Here is a 14,398-nt window from a genome sequence, read left to right as displayed (position 1 = left end):
CCTCTTGGGTGGGTAAAAAAATCAGGTGCTCTTGGCGGCACGCGGCTTGCGGTGTGGGTTGGCCACCCATCTGATCGGTTGTGCTTTGACGGGGCGCGCCGGTGCGCCGTGGCTCACCAGCGTCTGGTCCAGCGCCTTGCCGGCTTCATCGAGCAGGGCGGCATGGCGGGCGGCGGCGATGGCGGCTGCGCGTAGTTCGTTCGATGCAAAAGCGGCGCCCGTGGCCAGGTGCTCCAGCACATGCATGAGGTTGTCCTTGCCGCGTTCGTTGGTGCTGCCATAACCCTTGATCAGGCGGCCGCACAGGGCGATCTCGTGGCCCAGTTGCCAGTGCGCCTGCGTTCCGCGCACCACGCCGGCCAGCCACTGCTCGATCAGCGCCTGCTCGGTGGCAAAACGGCTGCCGCGCACGCGCAGCCACTTCAGGCTGGCCAGCAGACGCAGCGAGAGCATGCCGAAGACCGAGTGTGTGCCGACCTTGAGCGGCAGGGCCCACGGCGCCTTGCCGCGCGCCACGCGCTGGCGGTCCCAGCGTGTCACACGCGCGGCCAGGCCCGCCGGCAGCAGGGCTGCGAATTCCGCGGCGCCGGGCTTGAAATGATCGTAAACCTGCAGCAGGTCACCGGCGCCCGCCTTGACCTCACCGTGCACGCGCTGCCAGCGGCTGGCGCTGCTTTTCAGGTCGGCGACACGCACGATGTCGTCGAACGCCATCCACAGCGCCAGCCAGCGTGCCATCTCGCGTGTGGTGGCGTAGCCTTGCACCGCCGCCGGGTCCGCCATCACCTCGGCGGCCAGCACCTGCCGCAGGCGGCTCACATACAGGTCAGCATATTGGCGGCCTTGATACTCCAGCATGCGGGCGTGGCCCAGGGCCAGCATGTCATGCGCCGGTGGTGGAAAAAGTTTAGCCAAATTGGCCTCCAGCCCTTTGGGGACGGGCGAAGACAGCTCCTCTTCTGATAGCAGGCTGGTGACCAGCGCCGTCTGCGCCCGTTGCGTGCCCACCTGTTCAAAGGCCTGGGAGAAGCCACGCAGGCTGGCTTCGGCGCCTTTGCCACCGTGGCGGATCACGGTCTCGTAGGCCTCACGCGCAAAAGGCAGCAGGCCGCTGCCGGCGATGGCGCCCAGCATCACGGCGCTGACCACGGTGCCGCTGGTTCTGGCCAGTTCGCCCATGTCGAACACATGGTGCTCGCGGCTTTGCGCACGCACCACTTCCAGCAGCGGCGCGCTGTCGGTGCGGCCGTCACCCGGCTCCATGCGTTCGGCCGTGGTGAAGGTGCGGCTGCTGGAACTGATGACCAGGGTGCGCAGCGGCGAGCTCATGCCGTTGCCGATCTGGCGCGCGGTTTCCAGCAGCTCGGACGAGACGATGCCGTCCAGTGCACCGGGCACCGGGTTCAGGCTGAACACCGGGCGTTTGCCCTGCAGCTCGGCCAGCGGCACCGGGAACACCTCGAGGTAATAAGTGGTGGCGCCGGTGCGCTGGGCCACGCCGGGAATCGACGTGCTCTGCGCGGCGTAACCACTGGCCAGCGCGATGTCGACCAGCCATTCGGTCAGCACGCCGCCGCCTTCGCCGCCGAGTGCACAGATCAGGAGGGTGAGGGGTTTTTGTTGAGTCGTGGTCATGTCTGCATCGCTTTCACCAGTGCACCACGCACGCTGCCCAGGAGCCGCTCATGCCACTTGGGGTTCTGGATCACTTCGGCGCGGTAAAACGAGGGGCACAGGGTCGCCGCATGCGCGTTGGCGCCGCACAGGCCGCAACCGACGCAACCGTCGATCACCGTGGCCACCGGGTCCACCTTGAGCGGATCCGGGTTGTCCTTGAGTGTCAGCGTCGGGCAGCCCGACAGGCGGATGCACGCGTGGTCGCCGTTGCAGATGTCTTCATCGACACCATATTTCACGCGCACCACGCGTTTGCCTTTTTTGAGGAGACCGGCCAGCCAGGGCTTGATGCGGCGTTGGCGTTCGAGCTGGCATTCGCCCTCGGCAATGATGACCTTCAGGCCGTTGAAATCGGTCGTGAAGGCCTCGTTGAGCGTCTGGCGCATCTCCTCCACATGGTAGGTGTGCACCGTGCGCAGCCACTGGATGCCCAGGCCCTGCAGGGTGTTTTCAATCGTCTTGTTGGTGTCGGTCAGGCTTTGCAGCTTGTCGCTGGCGTTGAATTTCGCGTCGTCGCTCGGGGTGGAGATGATGTCCTGCGTGCCGGTGGCCGAGGTGTAGCCGTTCTTGAAGATCAGCAGCACCGCGTCGTCGCCGTTGAACAGCGCCGACTGCACACCGGTCAGCAGGCCGTTGTGCCAGAAACCGCCGTCCCCCATGATGGACAGCGTGCGCCGCGCCATCATCGGCGAGACGCCGGCGCGGCTGGCCAGACTCATGCCGTAGCCGAGGATGGAGTGGCCGAAAGAGAAGGGCGCGAAGGTGCCGAAGGCGTGGCAGCCGATGTCGGCCGCGATGTGCACCGGCCCGACGTCCTGTTGCGCCAGCTTGAGCGCCGAGAACACCGGACGCTCCGGGCAGCCGATGCAAAAGCCCGGTGGCCGGACCGGCAAAGCCTGCTTCAGTTGCGCCTCGATCTCGCGGCCGACCGCGCTGCGGCGCTCGGCATTGCCCCTGAGCCAGGCGGTGGCCGACGCCGTGTCCACGTCGGTGGCGTAACGCGCGACAAAGGCGGCCAGGCCGCTGGCGACCACCTCCACCGAATATTCGCCGCCCGAGGGCAACATGTCCTTGCCGTGCAGCGGCGTGTTGATGTCGCGCCGGCGTAAAAAGGTGGCGATCTCCTGCTCGATGTACTCGGGCTGGCCTTCCTCGACCACCAGCACCGCGCGCTTGCCGAGTGCAAAGCCGGCCACCTGCTCGGGCACCAGCGGGTAGGTGACATTGAGCACGAGGATGGGAATGTCGGTCTGGCCAAACGCGTCGCACAGGCCGAACTGCTGTAGCGCGCGGACGAGTGAGTTGTAGATGCCGCCCTGCACGATGATGCCGAGGTCCTGGCGCGGTCCGTCCATCAGCTCGTTGAGCTGCTGCTCGATGATGTAGCGGCGCGCCGCCGGGATGCGCTCCTCGAACTTGAGTTTTTCGTGCCGGAAGGTCACCGGCGGATGCGCGAGTTTGGCGTAGTCAAAGGCGGCGGGTTCTTCCATCAGCTGGCGCGTCGAGATCGCCGGCGGGCGATTGTCCTTGCATTCGAAGCTGCCGCGCACATGGCAGGCGCGTATGCGCAGTTCCAGGATGGCCGGCATGTTGGAGGCCTCCGAGATGCGAAAGCCGTGTTCGACCATGTCCACCATCTTGCCGAGGTCGGGCCGCGGGTCCAGCAGGCACATGGACGATTTGAGCGCGTAGGCATGGGTGCGCTCCTGGATCACGCTGGCGCCCTCGCCATAGTCCTCGCCGACCACGATCAGCGCGCCGCCGGTGACGCCGGGCGACGAGAGATTGGACAGGGCGTCGGCCGCGACGTTGGTGCCCACTATCGATTTCCAGGTCACGGCGCCGCGCAGCGGGTAATGGATGGATGCGCCCAGCATGGCCGCGGCCGATGCTTCGTTGGAGCAGGCTTCGACATGCACGCCGAGTTCGTCCATGTAGGGCTTGGCCTGCACCATGACGTCGAGCAGGTGGGACACCGGTGCGCCCTGGTAGCCGCCGACGTAGGCGACACCGGACTGGAGCAGGGCCTTGGTGATCGCGAGGATGCCCTCGCCGTGGAAAGTCTCGCCCGCGCTCATGCGCAGTGACTCGATTTCCTTGCTGAATGAAACTTCCAAGGCTGTCTCCGGGTTTTATTTTCGTGGGAAGCAGCGAGTTTGGGCCCCATTCGACTATCCATCAATAAAATAACAAGACTATCTGGTATTCATTCAATGCATATAAAAGACATCGACCTGAACCTGCTCCGGCTGTTCGACGCGGTCTACCGCACGCGCAACGTCAGCCGCGCGGCCGAGTTGATGGACCTGACCCAGCCCGCCGCCAGCCAGGGCCTGACGCGGCTGCGGCTGCTGATCAAGGACCCGCTGTTTGTGCGCGCCGGCGGCGGCGTGCAGCCCACGCCCAAGGCCGACAGGCTGGCCGACGCGGTGCGCAGCGCGCTGGCCACGCTGGAGCAGGCGCTCAATGAATCGGCCCTGTTCGAGCCGCTGCGCTCGCGCAAGGTGTTTCGCATCCACATGAGCGACATCGGCGAGGGCCGCTTCCTGCCCGAGCTGATGGCGGCGCTGCGCGAACTCGCACCCGGGGTGCGCATTGAAACCTCCCCGCGGGCCAGCAACGATGTCGCCCCGGCGCTGGACAGCGGGCGCATCGACTTTGCGTTCGGCTTTTTGCCGGCGGTGAAAGACACGCAGCGCGTGCAGCTGCTGAAAGACCGCTACATCGTGCTGCTGCGCGAAGGCCACCCTTTTGCGCGGCGCCGGCGCAGCGGCCAGGCGCTGCTCGACGCCCTGCAGCAACTGGAGTTTGTGGCGGTGCGCACGCACTCCGACACCTTGCGCATTCTGCAGATGCTGCAGCTGGAAGAGCGCCTGCGGCTGACGACCGAACACTTCATGGTGCTGCCGTCCATCGTCAAGGCCACCGACCTCGCAGTTGTGATGCCGCGCAACATCGCCGCCATTTTTGCGGCCGGCGGCGGTTACACCGTCATCGAGCCGCCGTTTCCGCTGCGCGACTTCACGGTGTGCCTGCACTGGAGCAAGCGCTTTGAAGCGGATCCCGGCAACCGCTGGCTGCGCGGGGTGATTGAGGACCTGTTCAGGGAGTAGTGCGGGGCCGCAGCCGTCAAAGAAGTTCCAGGGTACCCGGGTCCGGTACACCGGAGAGATATTTTGCCAATGCCCGGCCGAACAGGGATTCCTGCGGCGCCTCCTGCGCAAACAGCGTCAGGCAGGCGTGGAACTTGAGGCCGGCCGTCGCACCAAAAATTTTCAACGCGGATTTTTCCTCGATTACCAGTACGCGTTCAATACATTGCCTGAGCCGCGGCCCAGGAACGGGATATTGCCAACAGGCCTGCGCCTCGTCCCTGAATGCGAAGCCGAAACGAATTGTTCAGGGTTGCAGGCCTGGTGAAGCTGCCTGGGTTCAAAGGGGAGGGGATCAGGCGCTGTCATGTCGAAGGACTGGCAGGCACGCAGGTCCGGGGCAACAACGGCAGAACATGCTGATCACTATTGGACGCCGGATGAACGGTGGCTTGATATTTCTCAAGCACCTCAAGCACCACGAGCACATCCTTGGTTTGGCAAAGCCAACTCGATATGAATCCGGTCTCCTCTCGCCCTTTCTCCACGATGCCTGAACCCCCTATTTGGAGGATATCGGAGAGCCGGGAAAGCGCTTACCATGCCCTTTGTATTCAACGCCACCGTGTTGTCTGAAGGTGGATGAGCGAAGTCAACCCGCAGCAGCTTGCCGGAACGATGAACGGCCGCAGGCGGCCACATGCGGTCCAAAGTAGACAAGGGCGACTGGGGTGATCCAAATGAAAACCATCAAACTGCGGGGAGAGGAGAATGCTACCCAAGCGGGTGAATGGATAGGCCGTCCTTTTCCGCTCATCATTCGACCGGAGAACTTGCCTCACATGCGGGAGTTGTTCGCGAAGGTGCCGGACAGGAATGGTGTCGAAATTCTGGCCAGTGAGGTGCTTTCCAAGTGAAGAATATTCCCAGAATACTGGTGGTGGACGACGACGAGGATCTCAGGAGGATGCTCTCAGGCATCCTGCGCATCGAGGGCTATGAGGTGGCGACCGCAGAAACCGGGGCGCAAGCCATGGCGGAGGCAGAGCGCGCTTTTGTGAACGTGGCGTTGATCGAACTCGAGCTGCCGGACATGTTGGGCATCGAGCTAATGGGGCGCATCAAACTCGCCACACCCCTCACCGAGGCGATTGTCCTGACCGATCATGCCTCACTGGATACGGCGGTCGAGTCGACCAACAAGGGCGCATTCTCCTATCTGCTGAAACCCTGCGACATCGACAAGTTGCTGCGCCACATCCATCGTGCTCTGGACCAGCAGCAAACCCAGCAGCGGATTCTGCAGCTGGCATCCTTCCCCGGGATGAATCCCAACCCCGTGCTTGAGGTCAATGCCGCCGGGGAGATCACTTATCTGAACCCGGTGGCCGAGAGGCTGTTTCCGGAGCTGGCCGTGGCGCAGCCCGTCCCCGGCGCGCTGGGGGATGTCGCGGTCCCGGCCGCGATGGGGAGCGGCGAGCGGCCGGAGGTGGTGCGCGAGCTCAGGGTCGGGAGCACAACATTCGAGCAATTCCTTTACCCGGTCCCGCAAAGCGACCTGGTCCGCATCTACATGCTCGACATCACCGAGCGAAAGCGGTCCGAGGAGGCTCTCAAGAAGAGCGAGGCGCGCTACCGTTCCTACATCGAGCTCACGGGTCAACTCGCTTGGGTCACCGGCGCCGACGGCGTGGTGGTGGAGGATATTCCGTCGTGGCGGGCATTCACCGGCCAGAGCGAAGATCAGGTAAAGGGCAGGGGCTGGAGCGAGGCCCTGCACCCGGATGATCGGGAGCGCGCCGCGCAGATATGGCGCGAGGCGGTGGAGCGCAAGGGCGTGTACGAGGTGGAATATCGCATGCTCCGGCATGACGGAATTTACCGGAACTTTTTCGCGCGCGGCGTGCCGGTTCTCGACGCGTCGGGCGGTGTGCACGAATGGGTTGGCACTGCGATCGACATCACCGAGCGCAAGCAGGCCGAAACGGCGCTCCGGAAATCGATGGAATTGCTGCAGTCCGTCGTGGAATATGTGCCAGGCCGCATCTTCTGGAAGGATCGCGATTCGCGCTATCTGGGTTGCAATACCGAGTTTGCGAAAGATGCCGGGCACGCCAGACCTGACGAATTGATTGGCAAGACCGATTTTGAAATGGGCTGGAAGGATCAGGCCGAGTTGTACCGCGCCGACGATCAGGCCGTGATGGAATCGGGCCAGCCCAAGCTGGATTACGAAGAACTCCAGACCACACCGGACGGCAACACGATCTGGCTGAGCACCTCCAAGGTGCCACTGCGTGATGAAAGCCAGCAGGTCATCGGCATGCTGGGTCTCTACCGGGACATCACCGAGCGCAAGCGGGCCGAGGAAGCATTGAGCGAGAACCAGGCGCGGCTCGATCTTGCGCTGCGCTCAGCCAGAATGGGCGTATGGCACTTTGACATGATCGAGAACAGACGGTATTTCGATGAGCAGGTCTGCCGTTTGCTGGGTCTCGATCCCGCGACTTTTAACGGGACCGCGGAGGAGTTCCTCGGGGCGATCCATCCCGATGACCGGGAGACGGTCAAGGCCGCACTGGCCCGGACCCTGGAGCAGGAGGTACCGTACGAACCGGAGTACCGCGCAGTCTGGCCGGACGGAAGTGTCCACGCCATCACGGCCCGCGGCAGGCTGGTCCGCGATGACAAGGGCCGGCCGGCGAGGATCAACGGCATCATCTGGGACATCACCGAGCGCAAGAATTCCGAGGAAGGACAGAAGCTGTTTCGAGCCTTGGTTGATCGATCGACCGATGCCATCGAGGTGCTGGACCCGCAAACATATCGGTTTCTCGATGTCAATCAGAAGGCCTGCCTGGATCTCGGTTACAGCCGGGAAGAACTGCTGTCCCTGAGCGCTTTCGACATCGATCCAACGCTGGATCGGTCCAGAGCCGCAGAACAGTCGCAGGGGCTTCGGAAATTGGGTTCACTGATCTATGAAGGCCGCCACCGGCGCAAGGACGGCTCCGAGTTTCCGGTTGAAGTCAACCTCGGCTACGTCCAGCTGGATCGGGCTTACATAATTTCCATAGCGCGCGACATCACCGAGCGCAAGCAGGCCCAGGAGGCCTTGGAGCGAAAGGAACGCTACTATCGAAAAATGATTGAGGGCGGATCGGAGGTGTTCCTCCTGATGGATCGCGCGGGAACCGTGCTCTACCGCAATGAGCCTGGGAAACAATTGACCGGCTGGACAACCGCAGAGGTGCTCGGGAAGCCGGTAACGGATTTCGTGTCTGCGGAATCTCTGCCTCTGATTCGGGGCGCCATGGCAGAAGCTTTCGCCAACCCTGACCAATGGTTCAGGGTTGAAGTGAGTATGGTGCGCAAGGATGGGAAGCAAGTTGAGGTCGAAGCTCTGGCGAAAAACCTCCTTGATGATCCCGATGTAGCCGGTATCGTGATTACCGTGCGAGATATCACCGAGCGCAAGCAGGCCGGACTGACGCTGGACAAAGCCAACCGCGCCTTGCACACACTCAGCGCCTGCAACGTGGCGCTCGTGCGTGCCACAAGCGAATCCGGGCTTCTTGATTCCATTTGCCGGCTTGTCGTGGAAACAGGCGGCTACCGCATGGCCTGGGTCGGCTACCCCGAGCAGGACGCGGCAAAGACCGTGCGCCCGGTGGCCCATTTTGGCCACGAGGAGGGCTATCTGGCGGCGGCGAAAATCAGCTGGGCGGACAACGAATTCGGCCGCGGGCCAATCGGGATGGCCATACGTACCGGCACCGTCCAGGTCAACCAGCACTTCCTGACCGACCCGGCAATGGCGCCGTGGCAAGAGGCGGCACGGCCGCGCGGCTATCAGTCCAGCATTGCGCTGCCGCTCAAGAATTCTGCGGGCATATTGGGTGTGCTGACCATTTATGCGTCGGAGCCGGACGCCTTCAATGAAGCTGAAGTCACGTTGTTGCAGGAACTCGCCGCAGACCTGGCCTTCGGCATCCAGACCCTGCGTACCCGCATTGAGCATGACCGTATCGTCGACGAGCACATGCGCGATGCCGAGATCCTCATGCAGAGCCTGGAAGACTCCATCAAGGCCATCGCCGCCACCGTGGAAATGCGCGACGCCTACACGGCCGGCCATCAACGGCGTGTCGGGCAACTGGCCGTTGCCATCGCGAATGAGCTGGGATTGCCGGAAGGAACGATTCGCGGCATCGAACTCGCTGCGAGCATTCACGACGTTGGGAAAATCGGCGTCCCTGCGGAAATTCTATCCAAGCCGACCAAGCTGACGAACCTCGAATTGATGCTCGTCAAGAATCACGCGCAGGCTGGCTACGACATTCTCAAGGACATCAAATTTCCCTGGCCCATCGCCACCATGGTTTGGCAGCATCACGAAAGGCAGGACGGCTCGGGTTATCCGCAGGGGCTCAAGGGTGAGCAAATCCTGCTGGAGTCGCGGATCATTGGGGTGGCGGACGTGGTCGAGGCGATGGCTTCGCATCGACCCTACCGGGCGGCGCTGGGGATCGACATGGCGCTGAAGGAAATAGAACGCGGCCGGGATTCCGTCTATGACGCCGCGGTAGTCGATGCCTGCGTTCGGGTTTTTTCGGAAAAACGATTTGTGTTTTCCGCCTGACTGAACACTGTTTTCGGCCGGCATCGGCCGCTTGGGCAGCCGCCATCGAAGCCGGGTCTGAAGTCCCGGCAGCGGGCGTCTACATTGACGAATCCCATATCCGTACACAATTGCGCCCCCCGGATTTGCCGCATACAGAGCCTTGTCGGTGTGCGACTTCACGGTGTCCCTGCATTGGAGCAAACGTTTTGAAGCGGACCCCGGCAACCGCTGGCTGCGAGGGGTGATTGAGGGCCTGTTCGGGGAATAGCGACCTGGCCCTTGGCACCGCTTTTCAGGATGGGCGCCTACACAGGCAGGGCTGTGGCCGTGTTATGGTGATCTCAGGCCGTTCAGACTTACGGCCTGATCCCGCCGGACGCTTGTATGCAAAACGCCGGCGCACCACTTATTGCCGGAACAGCGGCCTCTATGGGCCATGCTCCTGAAGGACCCCAGTGAGCTTGCGATGCAGAAGGAAATGAAAGCAGTCTGGACGTCGTATGGGTTTCGGCTCGCCTTGGGCATCGGCCTGCTCTATGCCGCGCTTGGAATTCTCTGGATTCTCGCTTCGGATACCTTTGTTGCATCCCTTTCAGCCGACCCCGAGTGGCTGGCAGCGGTCCAGCGCTACAAGGGGGTGTTCTATGTCATCGGCACCTCCCTGGGACTGATCTTTCTGGTCAATGCGGGCTACCGGCGGATATTCGATGCGCGCGACCGGGCCGATGCCATGGAACTGCATGTGCGCGACCTGTTCGTGCAGCACCCCCAACCGATGTGGGTGTATGACCGGGAGACGCTTCGCTTCCTGGCGGTGAACGAGGCTGCCACGCGGTATTACGGCTATTCGCAGGAAGAGTTCCTGCAGATGACCCTGGGGGACATTCGACCGGCAGAGGACCTGCCGCTCATGCTCAAGACCAAGCGTAACGCCGTGCCTGGGCACCACGACATCGGTGTGGTGCGGCACCGCAAGAAGTCCGGCGAGCTTGTTTTTGTGCATCTCACCCTGCACACCGTCGAGTTTCTCCAGCGTGAGGCCGCCACGGTGATGGCCCTTGACGTGACGGCGGATGTGTTGTCCAAACGCGCCCTTGAGCGCCAGCAGGCGCAGTTTCGCCAGCTGCACCAGAGCCTGTCCGATGCGCTGTGGATCGCGTCGGCCGATGGCCGGACCATGCTGTATGTCAGTCCCGCCATCGAACAGATCTGTGGATGGACTCCGGAGCAGATGGTGGCCAACCCGGATCTCTGGCTCCAGGTGGTTCATCCGGACGATGTGGCCATTGCCCAAGCCTCGTATGCCGCGCTGCAGGCTGTTGGGGAAGCAGGTTGCGAATACCGGATTCTTGCTACCTCGGGCGCGATCAAGTGGGTATTGGATTGCAAACGGCTCATCGTCGATGAGGAAGGGCTGGTGACCCTGATGGGCGGCATTCTCAAGGACATCACGGCGGCCAAGGAGTACGAAGCCCGGCGGGCCGAGAGCCACCTGGAGCTGGAACGGCTGGTGGCGCAGCGCACCTCCGAACTGGTGCGCGTCAATGCCGAACTCGACGCTTTTGCACGAACCATTGCGCACGACCTGAAGTCACCGCTGGTCTCGGTGGTCGGGTTCACCCAGATTCTCCAGAAGCGCTACGCCAATGTGCTGGACGAGGACGGCGCCAGGCTGACCGCCCGCATCGAGCGAGCGGCCAAACAGATGGCCAGCCTGGTCAATGACCTGCTGTCCCTGTCTCGGGTGTCCACCACGGTGCTGACCCTCGTGGACGTGGACCTGGTCCCCATCGCACAGGACATCATGGAGGAGTTCAGGCAGCAGGAGCCCGAGCGCAAGCTGCGTTTTGACGCGCCGGCCTCGCTGCATGTCTGTGCGGACGCCGGGCTGATGCGGCCGCTGCTGACCAACTTGCTGGGCAACGCCTGGAAATTCACCGGCAAGCGTGAGGATGCGCACGTCCAGCTCCTGGTGGATGCGGCGGGTGCCGAAGTGATCGTCCGGATTCAGGACAATGGTGTGGGCTTCGATGCGGGCAACGGCGAGTTGCTGTTCCAGCCCTTCCAGCGCTTCCATACGCTCAGCGAGTTCAGCGGAACCGGCATTGGCCTGACCACCTGCCAACGCATCGTCGCCCGCCATCACCAGCGGATATGGGTGGAATCAGTGCCGGGCGAGGGTACCTCGGTTTTCATGACGTTTGCGCCCTTGTCGGAAAAGGCCTCTGCGTCCTAGGAGTCTGCGCGGCAGAAGGATCGTCGGCTGCAAAGCGACCGCAGCGGTCCATTTTTCGCCGGCTTATTGCCCCATAGCGACGGCTATGGGGCTGCAAATCCGGCAAAAACTGTCCTCGCTGGGGCCGCTTTTCGCTTCGACGCCTTCTGCCGCGCAGACTCCTAGCGCGGCGAACCGGCCACCCCGCGCCAGAAGTTTTCGGCCGCCGGCGGCAGCGCGGTATTGCTGCGGAACAGCCGGATGTCGAGTTCAATCGCCCACTCGGGGCCGCCGGCGGCGACCAGCCGCCCCGTGGCCAGTTCCCCGGCGATCAGGCTGAGCGGCAACCAGGCCACGCCGCGTCCGTCCAGCGCCATGGTCTTGAGCACCGAGGCCAGATGCGCGGTGAACACCGGCTCGCTGCGGGATTTTTCAAGCGCGCCGCTGCGCAGGGCGCGCACGATGCGGCCCAGCCCGGACTCGCTGCTGTAGGCGAGGATGGGCGCTCGTTTGCCGCTGGCCGACAGCAGGTGCTGGGGCTTGCCGTTTTTCCCCGGGCTCGAGACCGGCACCAGGGTGTCGCCGCCCAGCTTCACCGAGCGGTGGCTCGCCGGGTCCAGCCGGCCCGGCACCTGTTCATGCCAGTGACACAGCAGGAACTGGATGCGCCCCTGCAGCATCAGCGCCTCGCACTGCTGCATCACGTCCGAGACGAGCTGGATCGGGCCCATAGTCGCGCCGGCCTCCAGCCCGCGCAGCCAGGTCGGCAGGAAAGTGAAGGACAACGCGTGGGTGGACGCAAACCGCAGGGTGGCGGAGCTGGCGTCGGCCACTGCCCGCGCCTCGTCGGGCACACGGGCCACACGCGCGAGGATGTCCTGCGCCACCGACTGGAACCACTGCCCGGTCTCGGTCATCGTGACGGGGTGCGTGCTGCGGTCGAACAGAGCGACGCCCAGCCACTCCTCCAGCGCCCGCACGCGGCGGCTGAAGGCCGGCTGTGTCATGTGGCGGTCGCTGGCGGCGCGCGAGAAATTGCCCGAGCTGGCGAGCGCCAGGAAATCCTCCAACCAGGTCAGGTTCATGGGCGGTGCTTTGCGGGCATGGAACAAGAAAAAACCGGCATTGGACGCCGGGACGCGAGGCGCCGATGATAGTCCCATCACCCACCTCCAGCAAAGCAAAGACATGAAGATTACAGCCATCCGCGAAGTCACCCAGCCGATCAAGTCCGACATTCGCAACGCCTACATCGACTTTTCGAAAATGACACTGAGCCTGGTGGCCGTCGTCACCGACGTGGTCCGCGACGGCAAACCTGTCGTCGGTTACGGCTTCAACTCCAACGGCCGTTACGGCCAGGGCGGGCTGATCCGCGAGCGTTTTGCGCCGCGCATCCTCGAAGCCGCGCCGGACAGCCTGCTGGACGACAGCCGGGACAACCTCGACCCGCACAAGGTTTGGGCCGCCATGATGACCAATGAAAAACCCGGCGGCCACGGCGAACGTTCGGTGGCCGTCGGCACCATCGACATGGCCGTCTGGGACGCCGTGGCCAAGATTGAAGGCGTGCCGCTGTACCAGCTGCTGGCCGAACGGTATGGCAACGGCACGCCGAACCGCAAGGTGTTTGTGTACGCGGCCGGCGGTTATTACTACCCGGGCAAGGACGACGCCAAGCTGATGATGGAGATGCGCAGCTACCTGGACCGCGGTTACGCGGTGGTGAAGATGAAAATAGGCGGCGCGTCGCTGGCCGACGACTGCCGGCGCATCGAGGCGGTGCTGGGCATGCTGGCCCCTGGTCAGAAGCTGGCGGTCGATGCGAATGGCCGCTTCGACCTGAAGACTGCCATCGCCTACGCCAAGGCCCTGTCTCACTACGACCTGTTCTGGTACGAGGAGGCCGGCGACCCGCTGGACTACGCCTTGCAGGCCGAGCTGGCGCAGCACTACGCGGGGCCCATGGCCACCGGCGAGAACCTGTTTTCCATGCAGGACGCGCGCAACCTGATCCGTTACGGCGGCATGCGCCCGGACCGCGACTGGCTGCAGTTCGACTGCGCGCTCAGCTACGGCCTGGTCGAATACCTGCGCACGCTGGACATGCTCAAGGAGCATGGCTGGTCGCCCACACGCTGCATTCCGCACGGCGGCCACCAGATGTCCCTGGCGATTGCGGCCGGCCTGGGCCTGGGCGGCAACGAGTCCTACCCGGACCTGTTCCAGCCCTATGGCGGTTTTCCCGATGGTGTGAAGGTGGTGGACAGCTACGTCACGCTGCCTGAATTGCCGGGCATCGGCTTCGAGGGCAAGGCGGACCTGTATGCGGTGATGAAAGAACTGGCAGCCTGACTCGTCGCGGCCTGCTCGGACTCAAATTCCAAAGTGGGCTGCAGCCCAAGGAGACGAACAGACTGGGTTCGCTGAGTCGGACAGTATCAGCATAGCCGGTTTCTCCAACGCCACTTGTCGTTGCACTCCTCGCCCGGACGCCCGGTCCGGGCGTCGTCGCACGCCTTGATTGGCGCTGTGTTCACCGCGTTCGCACCTGTATTCATGGTGTGAACAAGCCCTGGCTGGCCGAACCCATCGGGGCACTACATTCCCAGGCCGGACAGAACAAGGCAGCGACGGGGCAGCGCAGCTGCACAAGACCACCAGCCCGCGTTTTGCCTTTTGGGCGATGAACAGAAAATGAATGCGCCATTCAGCATGCATACAGGGTGTTTTCTCCACAATCCCCTTGAACAAGAAGGCAGAACCCTGATGCGTATCAACGTTGCAGCT

9 protein-coding genes and 1 pseudogene are annotated in these 14,398 nt (G+C 63.4%); 6 read left to right on the top strand and 4 right to left on the bottom strand.

From position 1 onward, the window contains the following. Positions 1 to 21 precede the first annotated feature (21 nt). The gene (locus B7X65_RS03950; protein ID WP_293592874.1) at positions 22 to 1,635 is read right to left on the bottom strand and encodes an indolepyruvate oxidoreductase subunit beta family protein; all 1,614 of its coding nucleotides are present in this window, start codon (positions 1,633 to 1,635) and stop codon (positions 22 to 24) included. Further along, entirely contained in the window at positions 1,632 to 3,794 is a 2,163-nt protein-coding gene (locus B7X65_RS03945; RefSeq protein ID WP_293592873.1) for an indolepyruvate ferredoxin oxidoreductase subunit alpha, read from the bottom strand. The genes B7X65_RS03950 and B7X65_RS03945 overlap by 4 nt, the downstream gene beginning before the upstream one ends. A 96-nt stretch (positions 3,795 to 3,890) precedes the next feature. Between B7X65_RS03945 and B7X65_RS03940 the strand changes: the two genes are divergently transcribed. Next, positions 3,891 to 4,790 carry a LysR family transcriptional regulator gene (locus tag B7X65_RS03940; protein ID WP_293592872.1) on the top strand — a complete coding sequence of 300 codons (900 nt, stop codon included), beginning with the start codon at positions 3,891 to 3,893 and terminating at the stop codon, positions 4,788 to 4,790. A 16-nt stretch (positions 4,791 to 4,806) separates the two neighbouring features. Here the strand turns inward: B7X65_RS03940 and B7X65_RS03935 are convergent, their stop codons facing one another. Then, on the bottom strand, positions 4,807 to 5,073 hold the full coding sequence (locus B7X65_RS03935) for a DUF1810 family protein (RefSeq protein ID WP_293593019.1): 267 nt from the start codon (positions 5,071 to 5,073) through the stop codon (positions 4,807 to 4,809). A gap of 436 nt (positions 5,074 to 5,509) precedes the next feature. Between B7X65_RS03935 and B7X65_RS03930 the strand changes: the two genes are divergently transcribed. The 4 genes and pseudogenes from B7X65_RS03930 (at position 5,510) to B7X65_RS03915 (ending at position 11,629) form a co-directional block, all read left to right on the top strand. Beyond that, positions 5,510 to 5,686 (top strand): hypothetical protein, encoded by a 177-nt coding sequence (locus B7X65_RS03930; RefSeq protein WP_293592871.1) that lies wholly within the window; start codon positions 5,510 to 5,512, stop codon positions 5,684 to 5,686. Further along, positions 5,683 to 9,411, top strand: a complete 3,729-nt coding sequence (locus B7X65_RS03925; protein ID WP_293592870.1) for a PAS domain S-box protein — start codon at positions 5,683 to 5,685, stop codon at positions 9,409 to 9,411. The genes B7X65_RS03930 and B7X65_RS03925 overlap by 4 nt, the downstream gene beginning before the upstream one ends. Positions 9,412 to 9,559: 148 nt before the next feature. After that, positions 9,560 to 9,661 (top strand): annotated as a pseudogene (locus B7X65_RS03920) (LysR family transcriptional regulator); the annotation flags it as partial. A gap of 210 nt (positions 9,662 to 9,871) precedes the next feature. Next, positions 9,872 to 11,629, top strand: a complete 1,758-nt coding sequence (locus B7X65_RS03915; protein ID WP_293592869.1) for a PAS domain S-box protein — start codon at positions 9,872 to 9,874, stop codon at positions 11,627 to 11,629. Between the two features lie 161 nt (positions 11,630 to 11,790). On the opposite strand, the gene B7X65_RS03910 is transcribed toward B7X65_RS03915, so the two are convergent. After that, positions 11,791 to 12,693, bottom strand: a complete 903-nt coding sequence (locus tag B7X65_RS03910; RefSeq protein ID WP_293592867.1) for a LysR family transcriptional regulator — start codon at positions 12,691 to 12,693, stop codon at positions 11,791 to 11,793. A gap of 103 nt (positions 12,694 to 12,796) precedes the next feature. On the opposite strand from B7X65_RS03910, the gene B7X65_RS03905 reads away from it, so the two are divergent. Then, entirely contained in the window at positions 12,797 to 13,963 is a 1,167-nt protein-coding gene (locus B7X65_RS03905) for a mandelate racemase/muconate lactonizing enzyme family protein (protein WP_293592865.1), read from the top strand. The last annotated feature ends 435 nt before the right edge of the window (positions 13,964 to 14,398 follow it).

Origin of the sequence: Polaromonas sp. 39-63-25 (assembly GCF_002278925.1) — a bacterium.
Taxonomy (GTDB): domain Bacteria; phylum Pseudomonadota; class Gammaproteobacteria; order Burkholderiales; family Burkholderiaceae_C; genus Polaromonas.
The sequence above is the reverse complement of the archived record's forward strand: the minus strand, read 5'-3'. Positions and strand labels throughout refer to the sequence as shown.